Annotated in this window: 18 protein-coding genes and 1 tRNA gene; 12 read left to right on the forward strand and 7 right to left on the reverse strand. The window is 65.0% G+C overall.

Annotated elements, in window-relative coordinates:
• Nucleotides 1-26: 26 nt before the first annotated feature.
• Nucleotides 27-1,052 carry a type II glyceraldehyde-3-phosphate dehydrogenase gene (locus AArcSl_RS05890; RefSeq protein WP_119816349.1) on the reverse strand — a complete coding sequence of 342 codons (1,026 nt, stop codon included), beginning with the start codon at nucleotides 1,050-1,052 and terminating at the stop codon, nucleotides 27-29.
• A 160-nt stretch (nucleotides 1,053-1,212) separates the two neighbouring features.
• On the opposite strand from AArcSl_RS05890, the gene AArcSl_RS05895 reads away from it, so the two are divergent.
• From AArcSl_RS05895 to AArcSl_RS05925, 7 genes are all read left to right on the forward strand, one after another.
• The gene (locus tag AArcSl_RS05895; protein WP_119821752.1) at nucleotides 1,213-2,166 is read left to right on the forward strand and encodes an aminopeptidase; all 954 of its coding nucleotides are present in this window, start codon (nucleotides 1,213-1,215) and stop codon (nucleotides 2,164-2,166) included.
• Nucleotides 2,167-2,229: 63 nt separating this feature from the next.
• Nucleotides 2,230-2,886: an HVO_0476 family zinc finger protein gene (locus AArcSl_RS05900; RefSeq protein ID WP_119816352.1), complete on the forward strand. Its 657-nt coding sequence runs from the start codon at nucleotides 2,230-2,232 to the stop codon at nucleotides 2,884-2,886.
• Between the two features lie 120 nt (nucleotides 2,887-3,006).
• A complete protein-coding gene (trpB, locus tag AArcSl_RS05905) occupies nucleotides 3,007-4,212 on the forward strand; it encodes a tryptophan synthase subunit beta (protein WP_119821755.1) in 1,206 nt (401 codons plus the stop codon).
• A 54-nt stretch (nucleotides 4,213-4,266) separates the two neighbouring features.
• Nucleotides 4,267-4,560, forward strand: a complete 294-nt coding sequence (gene tatA, locus AArcSl_RS17600) for a twin-arginine translocase TatA/TatE family subunit (protein WP_119816355.1) — start codon at nucleotides 4,267-4,269, stop codon at nucleotides 4,558-4,560.
• A gap of 35 nt (nucleotides 4,561-4,595) precedes the next feature.
• Nucleotides 4,596-4,668, forward strand: a tRNA-Arg gene (locus AArcSl_RS05915).
• Nucleotides 4,669-4,867: 199 nt separating this feature from the next.
• Nucleotides 4,868-6,268 carry a trimethylamine methyltransferase family protein gene (locus AArcSl_RS05920; RefSeq protein WP_119816360.1) on the forward strand — a complete coding sequence of 467 codons (1,401 nt, stop codon included), beginning with the start codon at nucleotides 4,868-4,870 and terminating at the stop codon, nucleotides 6,266-6,268.
• Between the two features lie 63 nt (nucleotides 6,269-6,331).
• Entirely contained in the window at nucleotides 6,332-7,423 is a 1,092-nt protein-coding gene (locus AArcSl_RS05925) for an FKBP-type peptidyl-prolyl cis-trans isomerase (RefSeq protein ID WP_119816363.1), read from the forward strand.
• A 96-nt stretch (nucleotides 7,424-7,519) separates the two neighbouring features.
• Here the strand turns inward: AArcSl_RS05925 and AArcSl_RS05930 are convergent, their stop codons facing one another.
• Nucleotides 7,520-8,242: a DUF7546 family protein gene (locus tag AArcSl_RS05930; protein ID WP_119816366.1), complete on the reverse strand. Its 723-nt coding sequence runs from the start codon at nucleotides 8,240-8,242 to the stop codon at nucleotides 7,520-7,522.
• A gap of 136 nt (nucleotides 8,243-8,378) precedes the next feature.
• On the opposite strand from AArcSl_RS05930, the gene AArcSl_RS05935 reads away from it, so the two are divergent.
• Genes AArcSl_RS05935 through AArcSl_RS05945 form a run of 3 tightly spaced genes read left to right on the forward strand, consistent with a single transcriptional unit; the run spans nucleotide 8,379 to nucleotide 10,612 of the window.
• The gene (locus AArcSl_RS05935) at nucleotides 8,379-8,795 is read left to right on the forward strand and encodes a cobalamin B12-binding domain-containing protein (RefSeq protein ID WP_119816369.1); all 417 of its coding nucleotides are present in this window, start codon (nucleotides 8,379-8,381) and stop codon (nucleotides 8,793-8,795) included.
• Nucleotides 8,796-8,799: 4 nt separating this feature from the next.
• Nucleotides 8,800-9,894, forward strand: a complete 1,095-nt coding sequence (meaB, locus tag AArcSl_RS05940) for a methylmalonyl Co-A mutase-associated GTPase MeaB (RefSeq protein ID WP_119816372.1) — start codon at nucleotides 8,800-8,802, stop codon at nucleotides 9,892-9,894.
• A complete protein-coding gene (locus tag AArcSl_RS05945; RefSeq protein ID WP_245883377.1) occupies nucleotides 9,887-10,612 on the forward strand; it encodes a class I SAM-dependent methyltransferase in 726 nt (241 codons plus the stop codon). The genes meaB and AArcSl_RS05945 overlap by 8 nt, the downstream gene beginning before the upstream one ends.
• A 17-nt stretch (nucleotides 10,613-10,629) precedes the next feature.
• On the opposite strand, the gene AArcSl_RS05950 is transcribed toward AArcSl_RS05945, so the two are convergent.
• The 3 genes from AArcSl_RS05950 to AArcSl_RS05960 form a co-directional block, all read right to left on the reverse strand.
• Nucleotides 10,630-12,345, reverse strand: coding sequence for a ferrous iron transporter B (locus tag AArcSl_RS05950; RefSeq protein ID WP_217563503.1), 1,716 nt, complete (start codon nucleotides 12,343-12,345; stop codon nucleotides 10,630-10,632).
• 13 nt (nucleotides 12,346-12,358) lie between these two features.
• On the reverse strand, nucleotides 12,359-13,390 hold the full coding sequence (locus AArcSl_RS05955; RefSeq protein ID WP_217563504.1) for a nicotianamine synthase family protein: 1,032 nt from the start codon (nucleotides 13,388-13,390) through the stop codon (nucleotides 12,359-12,361).
• 207 nt (nucleotides 13,391-13,597) lie between these two features.
• Nucleotides 13,598-14,239, reverse strand: coding sequence for a methyltransferase domain-containing protein (locus tag AArcSl_RS05960; RefSeq protein WP_119816381.1), 642 nt, complete (start codon nucleotides 14,237-14,239; stop codon nucleotides 13,598-13,600).
• 68 nt (nucleotides 14,240-14,307) lie between these two features.
• Here AArcSl_RS05960 and AArcSl_RS05965 point away from each other — a divergent pair, with 68 nt between their 5' ends.
• Together AArcSl_RS05965 and AArcSl_RS05970 are read left to right on the forward strand one after the other, a co-directional pair.
• Entirely contained in the window at nucleotides 14,308-14,748 is a 441-nt protein-coding gene (locus tag AArcSl_RS05965) for an SRPBCC family protein (RefSeq protein WP_119816384.1), read from the forward strand.
• A 121-nt stretch (nucleotides 14,749-14,869) separates the two neighbouring features.
• Nucleotides 14,870-15,784, forward strand: a complete 915-nt coding sequence (locus tag AArcSl_RS05970; protein WP_119816387.1) for a serine/threonine-protein kinase RIO2 — start codon at nucleotides 14,870-14,872, stop codon at nucleotides 15,782-15,784.
• Between the two features lie 127 nt (nucleotides 15,785-15,911).
• Here the strand turns inward: AArcSl_RS05970 and AArcSl_RS05975 are convergent, their stop codons facing one another.
• Both AArcSl_RS05975 and AArcSl_RS05980 read right to left on the reverse strand, forming a co-directional pair.
• Nucleotides 15,912-16,808, reverse strand: a complete 897-nt coding sequence (locus AArcSl_RS05975; RefSeq protein WP_119816390.1) for a hypothetical protein — start codon at nucleotides 16,806-16,808, stop codon at nucleotides 15,912-15,914.
• A gap of 95 nt (nucleotides 16,809-16,903) precedes the next feature.
• Complete coding sequence (locus AArcSl_RS05980; protein ID WP_119816393.1) at nucleotides 16,904-18,997, reverse strand: coiled-coil domain-containing protein; 2,094 nt, start codon at nucleotides 18,995-18,997, stop codon at nucleotides 16,904-16,906.
• Nucleotides 18,998-19,052: the final 55 nt, after the last annotated feature.

Consider the following 19,052-nt stretch of genomic DNA (forward strand, 5'->3'; position numbering starts at 1 on the left):
GTTTCCTCGAGGTCGCCCGGCACCAGCTAGAACCGGCTCTCGAATCCGACGCCCATCGACTCGTCGGTTCTGGCGATGCTCTCGTCGGCGTCGACGTCCGAACACAGCGCCCGGATCGCGTCGACGTTCTCGGGGACGACGTCGCTCTCCTGATGGATCGCCTGGAAAAGATACAGATCCCCCCTTTCCACCGATATCGAGCGACCCCAGATGCAGTTCTCCCACAGATCACCCCGCGGACGACCGGCGTCGAGGGCGTACTCCTTGAGTTTGCCGGCGCCGTCGATGTCCGCCTCCTCCGGGATCAAAAACAGCCGGGACTCCGCCTCGAGCAGTTCCCGGACCTCCTCGGCGGTGGGTTCGGATTCGAGAGTGACGTTCACGCCGTGCATGTGCATCATCGTCGCGGGTACCTTCATTCCCATCGTGTCGATGTCCAGTTCCGGGAAGATCGTCTTCACGTCCGGGCCGTGGTGGGACGGGATCTCGACGGGATCAGGGAGGATATCGTTTATCGGTCCCCGGTCGGATTGGCCCGGATCGCCACCCCGGCGGACCAGCGTCGCCCGCGCCTTCCGGACGCCGTACTCCTCTCGGAGAGGGGCAAGCAGCCGCGAGAGCCCTGTCGTGTTACACGAAACCACGCGGACGTACTCGAGGTCGCGGACGGAGTCGTAGTTGGCCCGGGCGACGAAGCTCCCGTCGGCGACGTCGGCGTCCTCCCCGCCCTGAAAGATGGCCGGCGTCTGATACGCCTCGTACATCGCCCGGTTTTGTGCACCGATCCCGGAGGGGCACGTGTCGACGATGACGTCGCTCGCGCCGACCAGTTCGGTCACCTCGCCGGCGATGCGGATTCCGGCAGCGTCGAACGCGCCCGCCCGATCCGGGATTGCCGCATACAGCGGATACCCTTTCCGCGCCGCCGTGTCGGCCTCGAAGTTCGGCCGGGTTTTCGCGACGCCCACGAGTTCCATGTCGGGCTGGGCCGTCACCGCGTCGGCGACGCGCTTGCCGATGGTGCCGTACCCGTTTATGCCCACACGTATCATTACCGGAGCCTCGCTTCCGATTCCGTATAATCGTTTCGAGTGTCTGTTCCGAGGAATTAACTTCATTGCGAGTAACGATGTCGCGGTGGATCCCGGCGGGACGGGAGCCGAAACGGTCGGAAGGACAAGACTCAGGGACGCGGCAGCAAAACCGGACAGTATGGTCGAACGACTACGGGAACCCGCCGAGACTGCGGTGCTGCAGTGTTTGTCGCTCGAAACTGGGGAGTCGTGTGCGGTCGTCACCGACGAGAAGCGCCGGCCGATCGGCGAGGCGCTGTACGAGGTGGCACGCGAGGTCACCGACGAGGCAGTACTGCTGGAGTATCCGTCGGGGGAGCAACACGGGGGAGAACCGCCCGCACCAGTCGCAGCCGCGATGAAAGGCGCCGACGCGTTCCTCGCACCGACAACGAAAAGTCTGAGCCACACCAGAGCCCGCGGCGACGCCTGCGAGGCCGGCGCCCGCGGGGCGACGCTGCCGGGGATCACCGAGGAAGTGTTCGTCGCCGGGCTCGACGCCGACTACGACGCGATCGCGGAGGCCTGCAAAGCGGTCCACGATCGGGTCGCAGGCGCCGACAAGGTCCGGATCACCTCCCCACAGGGGACCGACCTCACCGTCGAACCGGGCGACCGGGAGTGGCTCTCGGACACCGGACAGATACAGGAACCGGGCGCGTTCTCGAATCTCCCCGCCGGCGAGGTGTTCGTCTCGCCGGAAACAGCGGAGGGACGGTACGTCGTCGACGGCACGATGATGCCACACGGGTTACTCGACGGACGAACCCTCGAGTTCGAAGTCGAGGACGGGTTCGTCACGTCGGTCTCGAACGGCGAGATCAGAACGCAGCTCGAAACCGCCGCGGAGTCGGTCGGCCGGGACGCGTACAACCTCGCGGAACTCGGGATCGGAACCAACGTCGGCGTGACCGAACTGGTTGGGTCGGTGCTGCTCGACGAGAAGGCGGGCGGGACGGTACATCTCGCGATCGGCGACGACGCCGGGATCGGCGGCGACATCGACGCCCCGCTCCATCTGGATGGAATCCTCCGGGAGCCGACGGTGTACGCCGACGGCGAGGAGGTCGACTTGCCGACATCCGCGGACTGAGGACAGCGTCCCTCGCAGTCGGAGATACGCGCTTTTATACGCCTCAGTCGTCAATTCCCGGCAATGACTGATATCGAAGCCGGCGACCGGATCCCGGTCGCATGTCCCTCCTGTTCTCCCGGCGCCGAGGTGGTCCACGAGGTGCTCAAACCCGGCGGGCAGGTTACGGTTCGGTGTACCGAGTGTAGCCACGTCCACAAGGAACAGATAGAGATAGAATCCGACGTCGAACGAACCGTGGTCGTCTCCCAGTCGGGCGAATCGTTCACCACCAGGATCGAGGCGTCTCCCTCCGACAATCTGTCGGTCGGCGACGAGTTCGTCGTGGACAGCGAGGATGCGCTGTTGACCGCTCGAATCACCGCGCTCGAGCGCGAGGACGGCGACCGCCTGGAGGAAGCCAACGTCGAGGACATCGAAACGATCTGGACCCGCGCCGTCGACAACGTCTCGGTGAGCGTCACCCTCCATCCGGGCGACGGGAACCGCGATCAGAGCCGGAGCCTCACGATCAACGTCCCGGGGGATTACGAACTCACGGTCGGGGAGTCGGAATCGTTCGGCGACGAACAGTTCGAGATCGAAGGGATCCAGATCCGTTCGGACGCGGACGGGTACCGGTTCGAGAAATTCGACCACGAGGGCGACAGCGTGTTCGCAAAGGACGCAAAGCGCGTGTACGCACGCGATGAGACGACTGACGCCTGGTCCGCCTGGTAGTCGACCGACGCCGGGTCCGCCGTGTAGTCGCTACAGCCGGTTCCAGCGCCGCCGGTCCGCCTTTTGAACATTTTTGAACAATACCGAACATATATGTACATCGCCTTCGGACGGGGACGTATGAGCAGTCGCGAGCAAGAAGAGACGGGATCGGCCGGTGGAAACGGCGAGTCGGGTGACTTCGACGGCTACGGTGGTCGGTACGTGCCAGAGGTGATGGAAGAACCGCTCGATCGGTTGACCGAGGCGTTCGATTCGATCGTCAAGACGCCGGAGTTCCAGGCTCAGTTCAGGGACACGCTCGAGGAGTACGCAGGCAGGCCGACGCCGATCACGTACGCGCCGGGACTCTCCGAGCAATATGGGGCGGACATCTATCTCAAGCGGGAGGATCTGCTCCACGGTGGCGCCCACAAGATCAACAACGCTGTCGGGCAGGCGCTTCTGGCGGTCGAGGCGGACAAAAAGCGGCTGATCGCTGAGACCGGCGCCGGACAGCACGGGGTCGCCACCGCGATGGTCGGGGCGCTGTTCGACCTGGACACCGAGATCTACATGGGTCAAAAGGACGCCAACCGCCAGCGGATGAACGTCTTCCGGATGCGTCTGATGGGCGCGGAGGTAAACGAGGTGACCGAGGGAGGTGCGGGCCTTGCGGACGCGGTCGACGCCGCGCTCGAGGATTTCGCCCACAACGTCGCGGACACCCACTACCTCGTCGGCTCGGCCGTCGGTCCGGATCCGTTCCCGCGGATGGTCCGGGAGTTCCAGTCGGTGATCGGCGAGGAGGCGCGCGAGCAGTTCCGCGACCGGACGGGCGAGTTGCCGGAGGCGGCCGTCGCCTGCGTCGGCGGCGGATCGAACGCGATCGGGCTGTTTCACGCGTTCCGGGACGACGACGTCGCGCTGTACGGCGCCGAAGGCGGCGGCGAGGGATCCGACTCCCCCCGTCACGCCGCCCCGCTCGCGTCCGGACACGACGACGTTCTCCACGGGATGAAAACCCGCGTCATCGGCGACGACGTGGAGGTCCACTCGGTCTCGGCGGGCCTCGACTATCCCGGCGTGGGACCCGAACACGCGATGTTCCGGAAAGCCGGCCGCGTCGATTACCGCGGCGTCGACGACGACTCGGCGCTTTCGGCGTTTCGGGACCTTTCGGAGGCGGACGGCATCATTCCGGCACTGGAATCGAGCCACGCGATCGCCCTTGCCAAAGAACTCGCCGAGGAGCACGACACCCTCCTCGTAAACCTCTCCGGGCGGGGGGACAAGGACATGGAAACCGCCGCCGAGCGGTTCCACCTGCAGGGAACGGAGATTTAACGCCCGCGCAAGGCAAAAAGCCTATAATCAGCACAGGGCAAGAAGCGGGTAGAGATGGTTTCCATGATTCCACTGTTTCCCGGCATTCCCGGCGGGCCCGAACTCCTCATCGTGCTGTTGGTGCTCGTGCTGCTGTTCGGGGCGAACAAGATCCCCAAGCTCGCACGGTCGACAGGTCAGGCGATGGGTGAATTCAAGAAGGGGCGCGAAGAGGTCGAAGAGGAGCTCCAGGAGATGCAAAAGGACACCCTCGAATCCGACGTCGAGGACATCGACGCCGACGACGAGGGAGTGTCTTCGGTAGAGGAGGAGGAAACCGAAGTCGACCGATCGGCAGAGGAAGTCTAACGATCCGCTTCGGGTCCGTCGATCTCTTCCTTCCTGGGCGTGTGGCCAAGCGGATACGGCACGAGGTTCCTAACCTCGGGATCGCGGGTTCGAATCCCGTCACGCCCGTACCGTGTGGCGAACGTCAGTGAGCCACCGGTACGGGCAAAAGGGATTCGAGCCCTGCCAGTCGCGCGCAGCGAACGAATGGGAGCGAGACACGAACGGAGAGAGTGTCTCGAAAACGCGAGCGGCGAAGCCGCGAGCAAAGGGAGGCGACCGAAGCCCTGATTACGCTCCCGGGAGCCAACGAGACCGGAGCGTTGGAATGACGCTGTTTGCACCCTTCGACGACGCCGATGTCGCCGAAATCCACGACGCGACCCGCCAGCTGCTTTCGACCCGCGGGGTCGATGTCGCCCACGACCGCGCCCGAGAGGTATACAACCGGAACGGCTGTGAGGTCGACGGAACCACCGTCCGGATTCCCGACACAGTTCTCGAGGAGTGTCTCGATCGGGCGCCCGGATCGTTCACGCTGCATACTCGCAACGGCGACGAAGTTGTCGTCGGCGACGGCGATCCCGTCTTCGCCCCGGCGTTCGGTCCGACCGACGTGTACACAGCAGAGGACGGGGTCCGGGAGGCGACGCTTGCCGACGTCGAAACCTTCGCCAAACTGGCTCACGAAGAGGATGTCGTCGACTGTGCCGGATACAACGTCTGTGACCCGTCGGACGTGCCGAAGCCACAACGTGCACGCGAATCGATGAAGCGAACCCTGCTGTCGACCGACATGCCCGTCGTCGGCTCGGCGTACGGACGCCGCAGGTCCCGAGAATGTCTCGAACTGTCCGGGATCGCGGCCGGCGATCCGGCCCTCACCCGGCCGTACGTGCTCGGCCAAGTGTCGCCCGTCTCGCCGCGTCAGTGGCCCGAGGCGATGGCCGCCGGGCTGCTCGCGTACGCTGCCCGGAGACAGCCGGTGATCGTGATGTCCCAGCCGCTCGCGGGCGCCTCCGCCCCCGCAACGCTCGCGGGCGCGGTGACACTGGCAAACGCCGAGATCCTTTCGGGGATCGTCCTCGCCCAGCTCGAAAACCCCGAAACACCCGTCGTGTACGGCTCTGCACTCACCGCACTCGACATGGAGACCACGACGATCGCGGCGGCTGCCCCCGAAGCGGCACTCGGGGCGGCCGCGACCGCACAGCTTGCGTCGTTTTACGAGCTCCCGGCACGGGGCGGCGGGGGGGTGACAGACGCCAAACGGCTCGACGACCAGGCAGGCTCCGAATCGATGCTCGGCCTGCTCGCGGGCGTCGACGCCGGGATCGACTTCATGCTGCACGCCGTCGGAATCCTCGATTCCTATCGGGCAGCCTCCCCGGAGAAGTTCCTGCTGGACTGTGAGCGGATCAAAACGATCCGCAGAATCCGCCAGGGGATCGATGTCACCGAGGAGACACTCGCGGGCAATCTGCTCGCAGAAACCCCACCCGGCGGGGATTTCCTCGGGAGTCGCCACACCGTCAAACACGCCAGGGAGTCGCTGTTCCGTCCGAACCTCGCGGTCCGCGATACCAGCGACGGCTTCGGGATGGAGGGAGGATCGGCAGTCGACCGCGCGCAGGCTCGCGTCGAGACGCTGTTGGACCGGTACGAACCGCCGGCGATCGATCCGAGCGTCCGGGAACGGATCGAGACGTACGACGGTCTCGACTCGTGAAGCGAGGGATCGCCGCAGCGTCGAATCGTGCTCCTTAAGGGTCCAACGAGAGATTTTCATAGCATGAGTGACGAACCGCAGGCAGAGGCGGCCGACGCCGTCGACGCCGAGGAGTCCGAAACCGAAGCGGGAACGGAAGCCGAATCCGCCGGGATCGGCGACGGAGACTTCGTGCGCATCGCCTACACCATCCGAACGGTCGACGATGGAACCGTCGTCGACACCACCGACGAGGAGGTCGCCGAGGAGGCCGGCATCGACGACGAGGACTACGAGTTCGGCCCCAGAACGATCGTCGTGGGCGCGGGTCACGTGTTCCCGAGCGTCGAGGAGGCGCTCTCGGGCGCCGAAGCCGGCGACGATGGCTCCGTCGTCGTCGACGCGGCGGAGGCGTTCGGCGAGTACGACCCCGACGAGGTCCGGACGGTCGCCGCCGACAAGATCCCCGAAGACGACCGGTACCCCGGCGCGCCCGTGACGATCGACGGCGAGCAGGGGCACCTCGAGACGATCATCGGCGGCCGCGCCCGGGTCGACTTCAATCACCCGCTTGCGGGCGAGGACCTCGAGTACGACTACGAGATCGCCGAGATCGTCGACGACCGCGAGGAGCAGGCGGCCGGCCTGCTCGGGATGTACCTCCAGCAGACGCCCGACGTCCGCGTCGAGACGGTCACCGAGGAGGAAGAAGTCGTCGTCGCACCCGACGAGGACGAGGGAGAAAGTGACGACGTAGACGAGGAGGAAGCCGACGAAGACGACGAAGAAGCCGACGAAGACGACGAAGAAGCCGACGAAGACGACGAACTTGCCGAACCCGAAACTGAGCTCCAGGAGGTCGAAAAGGAGGTTCTCTACATCGAGGCCACCCCCGCGATGTCGATGAACCAGCAGTGGCTCTTCTCGAAACAGCAGATCGCCCAGGACCTCATGGACCGGCTGGACCTGGACCGAGTCGTCATCGAGGAGGTCATCGAGGGCGGCATGATGGGCGGCCTCGGCGGCATGATGGGCGGCGCCGGCGGCGCCGGCGACGTCGAACTGGACCCCGACGAACTCGCCGCCGAACTGGGCGAGGAGATCGACGAGGACCTCGACGAGGAACTCGGAGAGGAACTCGAAGGTATTGCCGACGACGAGTTCGACGAAGAGTAGCGCCGCGAGGACTCGTTTTCGCAGTCGCTTTTTCCGGTATCGACGCCCGCGTTCGGCAGCCGGCACCCCCGCGTTCGGCAGCCGGCACCCCCGCGTTCAGCCCCGGAGGCCGGGACGCCACAGCAACAGCCCGACCGCGAGCAGGAACACCAGCGTCGAAAGGTCGATCGACAGCGCGTAAACCGCCGTGGCGAGGCCCGAGGATCCCCCGGCGGCGCCGGCCACGACGGAGGCGAGAAGCGAGAAACTGCAGCCGACGCAGGCGAACAGGCCGAGCATACCCGAGGCTGCAGCAGACGTCGCGTCGGCGATCGCCGCGTACACCAGATACGACAGCGTCGCGTAGCCGACGACGAGGTAGGGAATCACCGTCACGTGTCCGAGCGCGGTCACGTAGCTCACTCGGGGACCCCACCCCGGCGACGCGAGCGCCACGTCGAACCCCGTCTGCACGTGGTGTGCGTGATCGCCGTGGGTCCCGATCAACCCGGCGATCCACACGACCAGAAGGAAGTAGCCGACCGCGACCGCCGCACCGACCACCCGGGCGCGGGTGCTGCCGGTTCTCGGTCCGACGCGGAGCGGCGCCCACAGCCCGACGGCGATCCACGCCAGGGGATACAGGAGATACCGCGGCTGGGTCGCCTCCGCGTCGGTGGCCAGAAAGTACACCGCGAGGAACGCCAGCTGGATCGCCAGCAGCCCGCCGATCACGATGACGTCACGACGCACGTCCGGACGCGAGAGGAGCTCACTGATCCGCCCAGTCACCACCCGGAGACGTTGGCGAGCTCCCGCCGATCGTCCGCCCGTGTTCATCACCTCGGGATGACGTCCGTCCGGACAAAAGGATGTCGGCACCGCCGATCCCAAACCGGAACCCGGGCCCGGATCCGTCCCGAATTCTTCCCGGTCGTCCGTTAAAGTCAAACCGACTCCTCGCGAACGTGGAGCCATGAGCGTCGACCAGGAACAGCGGACCGTCCGGTGTCTCGTGGCGAAGGTAGGGTTGGACGGCCACGACCGGGGGGCACACGTCATCGCCCGTGCGTTCCGGGACGCCGGGTTCGAGGTGATCTACTCGGGACTCCATCGGTCGCCCGACGAGATCGTGCAGGCGGCCGTCCAGGAGGACGTCGACGTGCTCGGGATCTCCATTCTGTCGGGGGCACACAACACGCTCGTCCCGAAGGTGCTCGAGGGACTCGAGGAGTACGACGCCCTCGAGGACACGCTCGTGCTCGTCGGGGGGATCATTCCCGACGACGACGAAACGGAGTTGAAGGAACTCGGCGTCTCGGAGGTGTTCGGTCCGGGGACGCCCATGGAGGAGACGATCGAGTTCGTCAGGGAGAACGTCCCGGAGCGATAGCCGCATGTGCCGGGGCACGGAGACCGACCTCGTCGACGAACTGCTCGAGGGGAACCATCGGGCGCTCGCACGGGTCATCTCGAAGATCGAAAACAGGCGACCGGGGTACAGACAGCTCGTCTCCCGACTTCACTCACACACCGGGAACGCGTCGATCGTCGGTGTCACCGGCTCGCCGGGGGCGGGGAAGTCGACGCTGGTCGACAAGCTGGCGAAGCGCTACCGCGACCGCGGGGAGACCGTCGGCGTGATCGCGGTCGACCCCTCCTCGCCGTACACCGGCGGTGCGGTTCTGGGCGATCGGATCCGGATGGCCTCGAACGTCGGCGACATGGACGTGTTCTTCCGGTCGATGAGCGCCAGGGGGCAGCTCGGCGGGCTCTCGACGGCGACCGCCGACGCGGTGACGGCACTCGACGCGTTCGGGAAGGACCGAATCGTGATCGAGACGGTCGGCGCCGGGCAAAACGAGGTCGACATCGTCGAAACCGCCGACACCGTCGCCGTCCTCGTCCAGCCCGGGTCGGGTGACGACGTACAGATGCTCAAGGCGGGGATCCTGGAAATCGGCGACGTGTTCGTCGTCAACAAGGCCGACATGGAGGGGGCAGACAGGACCGTCGCCGAGCTGGAGGAGATGCTCCACATGCGCGAGAGCCCCACCGCCGGACTGAACACCGGCCACCACGGGTTCCAGGCGGTCGAAACGCCCGGCGAGGACGAGACGAGGGTCGGAGGCGAGTCGGTTGACGGGTCCGAGCCGACGGACGGGGACGAACCGGAGTGGAGCCCGTCCGTGATCGAAACGGTCGCGACGACGGGTGAAGGGATCGAGCAGCTGCTCGAGCAGCTCGATTCCCACTACGCGCACCTCGAGGCGTCCGGCGAACTCGAAGCAAAGACCAGAAACAGGTACGCGAAGGGGATCAGGACGCTGCTGCGCAACGACATCGCGGCGCTCGTCGAACGGGAACTGGATCGCCGTGGGGGGATCGACCAGCTCGCAGACCGGGTGGCCCGGCGGGAGACCGATCCGTACGCGGTGGCCGAACGGATCGTCGAACCGATCGCCGACTGTCTCGACGACAACCGTGAGTGATCAGTCCATCCCGGGTGCGTTTTACACCCGGTGGGCCGGCGTCTACGATCGGATCGCAAGCGACCTCCCCGGTGTGGCACGGATGCGATCGGCGTTTCTCGATCTCCTCTCGCCGTCCCGCGGAGACGTCGTCGTCGAGATGGGATGTGGAACCGGCGCGAACTTCCCGTGGCTCCGAGATCGGGTGGGTCCGGAAGGAACCGTCGTCGGCGTCGATCTCTCAGAGGGAGTTCTCGAGCGGGCACGCGCCCGGGTTCGCCGAAACCGCTGGGAGAACGTCCACGTCGTTCGGGGCGACGCGACACGTCCGCCGTTCGTGGGGGGGCCGACGGCGGTTCCGTCCGGATCGCTGGGGCTCGGGGCCGGCGAAGTCGACGTCGTGCTCGCGACGTTCGTCGTGGGAATGCTCCCGGATCCGGGAGGCGCAGTCCAAGCGTGGGGACAACTTGCCGGCGACGGCGGCCGACTCGGACTGTGCAACCTGGCCCGGAGCACCACCCCGCTTGGACGCGTTTGTAATCCCGCGTTCGCCGCGCTGGTGCGTGCGAGTTCGCCGCCGGGCGGGAAGGGACGAACCCGGGGCGCCGCACAGTTGCTCGACGAGCGCGTACTGGAGGGCCACCGGGCGCTACACGACGTCTGTGACGGTGTGGTGAGCCGACGAGCGTTCGAGGGGTTCGTTCGCATGTCGGCCGGAACCGTTCGAACCGAGCGTTGAGCGGCTGTCGTCGTCGGTCAAAAGAGTGCAAGCGTCTGTGCGATCACTCCGCCGATGAGGAAGGAGACCCCCATCGTCAACACGAGCACGACCCCGGCGATCCGGATGTCGAACTCCTCGGCGACGGTGGCGAACACCGCGATGCAGGGCACGTAAAACAGTCCGACGACCGCGCCGACGAACAGCTGTCCAGTCGAGAGGTCCATCTCGAGCAGCGGCAACACCGTCAGTTCGCGCCTGACGATCCCCAGCATAAGGGGGGTTGCTGCCTCCTCCGGCAGCAGCAGCCAGCCGACCACGAGTGGACGGAGATGCTCGCCGATTAGCTCCAGAATACCCAACTCGTACAGCAGCGACGCCACCCCGATCGCGTAGATCATGTGGACTGCGCCGCCGAACAGGTAGTGTTTCAGCCGCATCCAGACCTTGTTCGCCGTGATGTGAGCCTTCGGGATCAAAAGCGGCGGAACGTCGGCGACCGTCGGATTCCGATCCCCTTCGAGAACTCGATCGAGCACGACCCCGGCCACCGCGAGCGCGAGAAACGACACAAAGAACACGGCAATCACGAGGAGAATCGTCGCCTCGGCGAGCAATGCGATGAACGCCCCGGTCTGGGCCACGCAGGGCACAGCGAGACAGATCATGAGCGTGATCGAGAGCCGCTGTTTGTACGTCTCGGCCGCCCGGGAGCCGGTGATCCCCGGGATCGCACAGCCGTAGCCCAAAAGAAGCGGGACCACGTTGCTCCCGGTCAACCCGATCCGGGCGAACAGTCCGTCGAGCAGCACCGCGAGCCGGGGGAGGTAGCCGCTGTCTTCCAGCAGGCTCAACGCAATATAAAACGAGATCACGTACGGCATCACGAGCGCGAACGGCCACTCGATTCCCTTTATCAGGAAGCCGTACTCGCCGATCAGGACTGCCCTGACGAGCCCAGGATCTGTTACCGATCGCACCGCCCCTTCGATCACGGGGAACACGAACCCCTCGAAAACGGGGATGAGGAGATACTGTCGCAGTCCCATTCCGAGCCCGACAACAATCGCGAACGTCCCGACCAGGACCAGAACCGCAACGGGTAAGCCGGGCCACGGTTCGACGAGCCGGTCCCCCCACAGCTGTAACGTCCCCGCTGGAGTGGACCCGCCGGACGATTCGTCGACGATCGCAATCTCCACGAGTTCCTCGGCCCGATCCCAGGTCGCCTCGTCCCCGCCGGGAACGGTCGGATTTCGAAGCGTGCCGGCGACGGCGTCGACGAGTTGCTCGAACCCTTTCCCGATAGTCGCGACTGTGGGGATCACGGGAACCGACAGCTCTCGAGCGAGAACCTCCGCCCGGAGCCGTCTCCCCTCTTCCAGCAGGTCGACACGGTTGATCGCGACGACTGTCGGCACGTCGTGTTCGAGCACCTGCAACAGCAGATGCAGGCTGCTCTCGAGGTTTGCCGCATCGAGCACGCAGACGACGACGTCACAGCCACCATCCAGGATGTCGACCGCCAGCTGTTCGGCCTCGTTCGTCGCCGAAAGCGAGTACGTGCCCGGGACGTCGATGAGGGTCGCCTCCTCGCCTCTGAACGTGGCCGTCCCCCGCTTGTACTCGACAGTCGTGCCGGGATAGTTCGCGATCCCGGCGTCGAGCCCGGTCAACGCGTTGAAAAGAACACTCTTTCCGACGTTGGGTGGGCCGAGAAGCGCGACGCGGGTGTCTTCGGAGTCAGCGTCCACCTCGGCCGTCTCCTCACGGCGAGACATCGAGGTTCGGCTGTGAATCCTCGGCCGGATCCTCCCGCGTTACCCGGATGTGATCTGCGAGCGACCGGTCGATCGCGACTCGACGTCCCTCGGCCTCCACGATCAACGGTCCGCCGAACAGCTGGCGTCCACGAACGCGAACCGAGTTCCCGGGACGGACGCCCAGCGGAGACAGCAGGTCGTGATCCGGAACGCCGCTGACGACGGCGCGTTCCCCCTGCTCCAGCGATTCCAGGGTGGGCCCTTCCGGTCCCGTCGGGATGGCGGCCGATCCGCCGGCCGATCCTCCATGAGCAACGGTTCCGCCGTCGGCAGTCGCTGCCGGAGGCGCCTCCGTATCCGCGATCGGTTGCGACGCCGGACAGTCCGTCGCGTCCGAGCAGCCGGCACAGTCGGTCGGGTCGTTGCAGACGACCACACTTTCCTTGCCGAATCGCTGGGCGATCGTCTCGGAGGAGACATCGCCCGACGGCACGTCGATGTTCGGAAACAGGGGGCTGGCCCAGCCCCGCGGTCGGCGGTAGACGAGCGTCTGTCCCGCACGGAGCTGAGACATCGTCTCGACGACGACCTCTCGCTTCGGGTGGACGTGAAACGCCATCCAAATCACGTCGAAAGAGGCGGTATCGAGCGTCTGCCCGTCGCTCACCGCGAAGTCGATCCGACCGGTGAGGTCCCGACTCTCGACAGCCCTGCGGGCGGCGTCGACTGCGTCGGGATCGTTGTCGATTGCGACGACATCGTAGCCGCGCTCGGCCAGCGCCATCGCGGTCATCGGCAGGGGCCCACAGCCGACCTGCAGCACCGACGCGTCGTCGTCGGGGGCGACGAGACCCAGTTCCCGCTCGATGACGTGCTCGTAGAATAGCCGACGGTAGAGGTTCCCGAACGCAGATGACACCCGATCCAGCCGTTCGAGACGTTTCAACACGCCCGCGCTCGCGGCTACCGCTCGGGATCCCTTCACGCCCTCGTACTCCGATCCGTCCCGTCTCAGGTATCCATCAGTGTTCGTCACGGGTCTACTCGTTCCTATCTTTAGGCCCCCCTAAATTAAATACGGGAGCGGGTTCCCACTCCGTGAAAAACCGGCAACTGATTCGATCTCACTCCCGGAAACGGTCGATACCGCCCGCGGGACGCGAGGTTCAAGCCCACCATCGCGACCATGTATCCGGCCCCACGTCGCAACCATGTATCCGGCCCCACGGCGCGATCGGTCGCCTCAGTCCGTCCGGAACAGGAGCGACCGACCGAACGTCACCATCCAATGAGAAACGGAACCGTCCGGAACCGCCGGAATGACCCTCGACGACGTAGTCGAACCGGCCGAACTTCCGCCGTCGTGGGCGCTGTCCTGCGCCGCCTGCGCCGTGGTGACCGGATCGTAATCAGCCGAGAACACCGACCGAGGCTGACGGACGACAACTCGACTCGGGCCGCCCTGCGCCCGTCGGTATCGCTCGACGATTTCGTCTTTCGGTTCCGCCTGCAGGGCAACGACGGCGACCGAACAGGGCTCCGGAAGGTGGGTTCCGTCGCCGATGACCTCCCGGCCGTCCCCGACGACGACTTCGACGTCGTCGGCCACGCCGGCACGCGCGAGGTTTCGACGCGCCTCTCGAACCACGCTCGGGTCGTTATCTAGCGCGTACACGGTCGCGCCGGAGCGTTTCGCGAGTAATGCGGCCGTAAACGGCATCGCACCACAGCCCACGTTGAGTACCCGGTCGTTTGCGTCGATCCCTGCGAGTTCGATCTCTCTATCGACGACCGACCGGTAGATCCGAGTGTAGACCTCGAACAGCCACGGAGCGTCCGTGAAGACCTTTTCAAGCGCCGCGACGGTTTCCCCGAACCGACCCATACTCCTGTTAGGTGATCTCAGGGGAAAAGAAGACGCCGGTTTTTTGTCCAGTGTGATTACGCTCGAGTATGGTCACAGTGAGCGAATCGATCGAGATCGAGGTTTCGATCGAGACAGTGTTCGAGTACCTCGACGATCCCCACAACCACGTCGAAGTGACGCCGAGCCTCTCGTCGGTATGGAACGTGGAACCGCTCGAGAACGGCGGCAAGCGGCTCGAGTTCACCTACAAAATGGCCGGGGTCGGGATCGACGGAGAACTCCGAGAGACAGTTCACGACCCCCCGCACCGGTTGACGTTCGACATGCGGGGCAGGCTCGACGGTGAGATCGACCTGGAGCTCACGGAAGTCGGGGAGCACACCCGGGTGACGTACACCGGGACCTACGAAGTTCCAGGGAAGGTGCTGTCGTCGGTCACCGAGCCGTTCGTTCGCCGGTACAACGAGCGCGAACTGCAGACAACGCTCCAGAACCTGAAGAGCCGCCTGGAGAGCGACGAGCGCTGAAACGGGCGGCTGGTTGCCGTTATCGGACGGCCTCCCGGAACCCCCAACATTTCATATAGCGGTTATTCGTTTACTTGCCCGACGCGGCGGGCTTTTATCCGCGGCGCCCGCACGCCGAGACATGGTACAGAACGTCGCCGGGCTGATGCCGGAGCTCGAGGCGGAGGATTTCTATCTCCTCTCGGGCATCGAGCAGGGGATGCGGTTTTCCGAATGGGTACGGCGCGACAAACTCCCGGAGTACTCCGATCTGACTCCCGAGGAAGTCGAGTACCGGCTGGATCGGTGCATGCGACGGGAGCTGATCGAACGGAAGACGATCCAGTACGAGGGATATCGACTGAAGTTCGAAGGGTACGACGCACTGGCGCTCCGGACCTTCGCCGAACGCGAGACGGTGATCGACGTCGGCGCACCCCTCGGCGTCGGCAAGGAGTCGGACGTCTACGAGGCGCGGTCGTTCGAGCCGCTCGCGCTCAAGTTCCACCGCGAGGGGTACACGAACTTCCGGGCGGTCCAAAAGGAACGGGAGTACACCGCCGACCGAAATCACGTCTCCTGGCTGTACACCGCGCGCAAGGCTGCCGAACGGGAGTACGAGGTGCTCGAAACCCTCTATCCGGACGTCTCGGTTCCCCGGCCGATCGACCAGAACCGCCACGCGCTCGTGATGGGGAAGTTCGAAGGAGTCGAGCTCCCCCGGTCGAAACTCCCCTCCGAACAGGTCCTCGGAGTAGTAGATCTCGTCTTCCGGGAACTCGCATCCGCCTACGAGAGGGGGTTCGTCCATGCGGACATGAGCGAATACAACGTGGCGATCTCGGAGTCCGGTATCGTCATCTTCGACTGGCCACAGGCGGTCTCCACTGATCACGACAACGCGCGCGAACTCCTTTTCCGGGACACGGAGAACGTGATCGGCTACTTCCGGCGGAAATATCCCCACGACGTGCCCGAACCACTCGACGTCGACGGGATCTGTGACGCGATCGCCGACGGCTCGTTTTCGAGTGTGCGAGAATTCACGACTGAATAAACCGCATAGTGCGATAACAAATCGAACATCCGGTTCGAAACCTGTCGATCAGTCGGCGAGCGAGACGCCCGGCTCAGCGACCACGGACCCGGGACGTTCTGTTCGAAGTGGCCGGGAAAACCCCGACTCAAACCCGGAGTTCGGTCTCGAGATCCAGTCCGGAAAACAGTCGTTCGACGCGATCGACAGCGGGGGTTCGTTCGGCGACGTTCCTCAACAGCACCGTTTCGCTCGGAAACAGTTGTTCTCCCAGCAAGAGTCCGTGGTCCCGTGCTGTGCTGCCGGTCACGGTCAGATACACGCCGACTCCGGCGTCGGCGATCGCTCGCTCCTCCTCCTGGCCCCCGTTCGCGAACACGAACTCGACGTCCTCGATCGCCTCCGTTCCGAGCACCGCCGCCACGAGACGTTCGTATCGGGGCGAGATGCACAGTTCCCCCTCGTAGTCGGCGACGAACGACCTGTCCAGCGATTCGCCCGCGGGAACCGCATCGGGGGCGGCGAGCAGCGTGTGATAGACAGTGTCACCGAGCCCAGTGACGACACGCACGTCGGTATCCCGGGGATCGATCCGTTCGTTCACCTCGGCGATCGAGTCGATCCCCCGCTCGTGCAACGTCACGGCCTCCTCGAGTACGAGGTCGGCACTGTCGAACCCCAGCGCGAACTCGTGGGTCCGCAACGCGCGGAACGGTTCCTCTCGTCCGATCAACCGGAGTTGTAATCCCCCGACGTCGACTCGCGCCGAATCGAACACGATCCGCCTCGGGAACCCGGGACGGTCGTCGCGATACAGCGTGTACTCGGGACCGTCCGGCGCGTCCGGATCGCTGTAGGCAGTGAGGCGTTCGTAGACGTTTCGCTCCGGTTCGATCTCGCCTTTCGTGATCGCCTTTTCGTAGCGCAGGGTCGAACTCACCTCGTCTGCGAGCGCCTCCGCATCCGTGGCGCTCGCCAGCCGATCGAGAATCGCTTCCAGCGGCCGTCCCTTCCGGGGAACCGCGACCGCAACCGACTCGTTCATTGCGGGAAACCACGATACAGCGAAGTAAACCGGTTGCGTTTCGACGCCGGCCGGTTCTTCGGCCGCCGCAGTTTCCTACCTCCTCTTACCGCGGCTCACATATCGCCGAATGCGCTACCGAGACGCTCCCGGAACGCGTCGAACGTCTCGAGACGGTCGTGTATCTCCGCGATATCCTCCTGCAGCGATTCGACGCTTTCTGCGAGTTCCTCGTCCGCGTCGCCGATCTGCGCGTCGATCTCTGCGAGATCCGCTCGGATCGAATCCGCGCGTTCCTCGAGCGCGTCCAGGTCATCCATCCGCGATTCGATCGATTCGAGACTTTCGTCGACCTCCCGCTTGGACGTAAACAGATCGTCGACGTGTTCCCGGAGCGACGCCACGTCCGCCGAGAGTGGCTCGATCGACTCCTTGGCCTCCTCGGTGTCGCTCGCGACCGCGGTGAGTTCTGTCTCGATATCATCCACCGTGGATTCGAGTTCCTCGACTGTCGTGGACACCTCTCCGATCTGCGAGTCGAGTTCGTCGACCGTTTCCTCGACGGAGTCGATCGACGTCTCCATCGTTTCCGTGGACTCCTCGAGCGCGTCAGTGCGCTCCTCGTTGGAGGCGACCCGCTGATCGACGTCGTCGATCCGGCCGGTCAGATCGTCGGTAGCCTCCTCTACGTCGACGACCCGATCCGCGAGTTCGACGGTGGTGTCGTCGAGATCCGCCGTGATGTCGTCGAGGTCGGCGGCCTTCGCCTCCACAGCCTCGGTCCGTTCTGCGATTTCGCCGGTCCAGTCGGCGATCTCTCCGGTTTCGGTTTCGAGTTCCGAGGTGTCCTTCCGGAGTTCGTGGCGCTCCCGTGCGCCCACCTCGACGTCGCCTTCGAGCCGCCGTACGTCCGATTCGATCTCGGAGACAGTGTCGGTGACGCCGTCGACCTCCGCCTGGAGCTCGGCGAGCAGTTGCTCTGCGGTCCCGTTCTCGTCGATGAACTCCTCGAGTGCGTCCGTGTAGGCGTCGAGGTCGGCCACTCGCGACTGGAGGCGGCTCAATCGCACGTCGACGCTGTTTGGAACGCCGACGTCGAGCTCCTCCCGGAGCAGTTCGAGGTCGGCGTCGGACACCTCGTCTTCGCGGATCTCGCGTGCCAGTGCGGCGGCGATCCCCTCCGGTGCGAACTCGGCTGACTCGATATCCTGTTCCGCCTGGTCGGTGGCGGGTTCCTCCTCGATATCGTCGGCCTCGTGTGGGGTGATCGCCGATGTCTTGTCTTCCGGGACAGTATCCGGCTCAGGGCTCGTCCCCTCTTCCGGCTCCTCGTCCAACTCCAGTTCCGGTTCCTCTTCCGGCTCCTCGTCAAACTCCAGTTCCGGTTCCTCTTCCGGCTCCTCGTCCAACTCCAGTTCCGGTTCCTCTTCCGGCTCCTCGTCAAACTCCAGTTCCGGTTCCTCTTCCGGCTCCTCGTCCAACTCCAGTTCCGGTTCCTCTTCCGGTCCGTCTGACGAGACGGGATCGTCCAATTCGAGGGGTTCTTCCTCGTCATCTTCGCCGTCTTCGACGTCAGCGGCTTCATCCACTTCAGCAGGCTCGTCCGACTCGCCGAGTACGATTGGCTCCTCCGAAGAATCGTCGCCCTCGTCTACAGGTTCGGACTCTTCAGTGTCAGTCGGGGAATCGACACCTTCGGGTTCTGCCAGCGGATCCGGCTCGCCTTCGTCCGTTTCGTCGTCCTCCTTGTCGAGTCCGGGAAGCGTCGATCGCTCCCCCGCGAGCACTTCCCGGATCGCCTGACTGTTGTCCGAGCCGAGCACGTCCTCGATCGATTCCGGTTCCGGATCGCCCTCCGTTACCTCCTCGACCTGCGGTTCAGTTCGGAACGCATCCAGAGCCGACGGGTCGTCGGTCCGCACGCCGTACACCGTCGTGACGCTTTCTCCAGGCTCCAGCGTGGTTCGAAACTCTACTCTGTTGTCGCGGTAAGCGGTCCAGTTTTCGCTGCCGTAATCGGGGTGGAACCCGATCCGATCCATCGGGAACGACTCCGGGACCTGATCGACCAGACGGACGGTGACCGGCTGGTCGCTGGTCGAATGGACCAGAAACGAAACCGCCGGCACCGGGAATTCGTCAGTGCTGAAGGTCTTTCTCACCTTCAACTCGCCGCTCGAAGTGGTAATGGCGCCGTCGCTGGGACTCATGAATAGCCGTTCAGCAGACGGGCTTGTAAATGGTATGGGCCGATTGTCGCAGTTG

Source organism: Halalkaliarchaeum desulfuricum (genome assembly GCF_002952775.1).
Lineage (GTDB): Archaea > Halobacteriota > Halobacteria > Halobacteriales > Haloferacaceae > Halalkaliarchaeum > Halalkaliarchaeum desulfuricum.

Coding starts and splice junctions, on each gene's coding strand:
- AArcSl_RS05925 (WP_119816363.1), top strand. CDS start 6,332: ATGAGTGACGAACCGCAGGCAGAGGCGGCCGACGCCGTCGACGCCGAG.
- AArcSl_RS05965 (WP_119816384.1), top strand. CDS start 14,308: ATGGTCACAGTGAGCGAATCGATCGAGATCGAGGTTTCGATCGAGACA.
- tatA (WP_119816355.1), top strand. CDS start 4,267: ATGGTTTCCATGATTCCACTGTTTCCCGGCATTCCCGGCGGGCCCGAA.
- AArcSl_RS05920 (WP_119816360.1), top strand. CDS start 4,868: ATGACGCTGTTTGCACCCTTCGACGACGCCGATGTCGCCGAAATCCAC.
- AArcSl_RS05930 (WP_119816366.1), bottom strand. CDS start 8,242: ATGAACACGGGCGGACGATCGGCGGGAGCTCGCCAACGTCTCCGGGTG.
- AArcSl_RS05900 (WP_119816352.1), top strand. CDS start 2,230: ATGACTGATATCGAAGCCGGCGACCGGATCCCGGTCGCATGTCCCTCC.
- AArcSl_RS05975 (WP_119816390.1), bottom strand. CDS start 16,808: ATGAACGAGTCGGTTGCGGTCGCGGTTCCCCGGAAGGGACGGCCGCTG.
- trpB (WP_119821755.1), top strand. CDS start 3,007: ATGAGCAGTCGCGAGCAAGAAGAGACGGGATCGGCCGGTGGAAACGGC.
- AArcSl_RS05980 (WP_119816393.1), bottom strand. CDS start 18,997: ATGAGTCCCAGCGACGGCGCCATTACCACTTCGAGCGGCGAGTTGAAG.
- AArcSl_RS05890 (WP_119816349.1), bottom strand. CDS start 1,052: ATGATACGTGTGGGCATAAACGGGTACGGCACCATCGGCAAGCGCGTC.
- AArcSl_RS05895 (WP_119821752.1), top strand. CDS start 1,213: ATGGTCGAACGACTACGGGAACCCGCCGAGACTGCGGTGCTGCAGTGT.
- AArcSl_RS05960 (WP_119816381.1), bottom strand. CDS start 14,239: ATGGGTCGGTTCGGGGAAACCGTCGCGGCGCTTGAAAAGGTCTTCACG.
- AArcSl_RS05970 (WP_119816387.1), top strand. CDS start 14,870: ATGGTACAGAACGTCGCCGGGCTGATGCCGGAGCTCGAGGCGGAGGAT.
- meaB (WP_119816372.1), top strand. CDS start 8,800: ATGTGCCGGGGCACGGAGACCGACCTCGTCGACGAACTGCTCGAGGGG.
- AArcSl_RS05935 (WP_119816369.1), top strand. CDS start 8,379: ATGAGCGTCGACCAGGAACAGCGGACCGTCCGGTGTCTCGTGGCGAAG.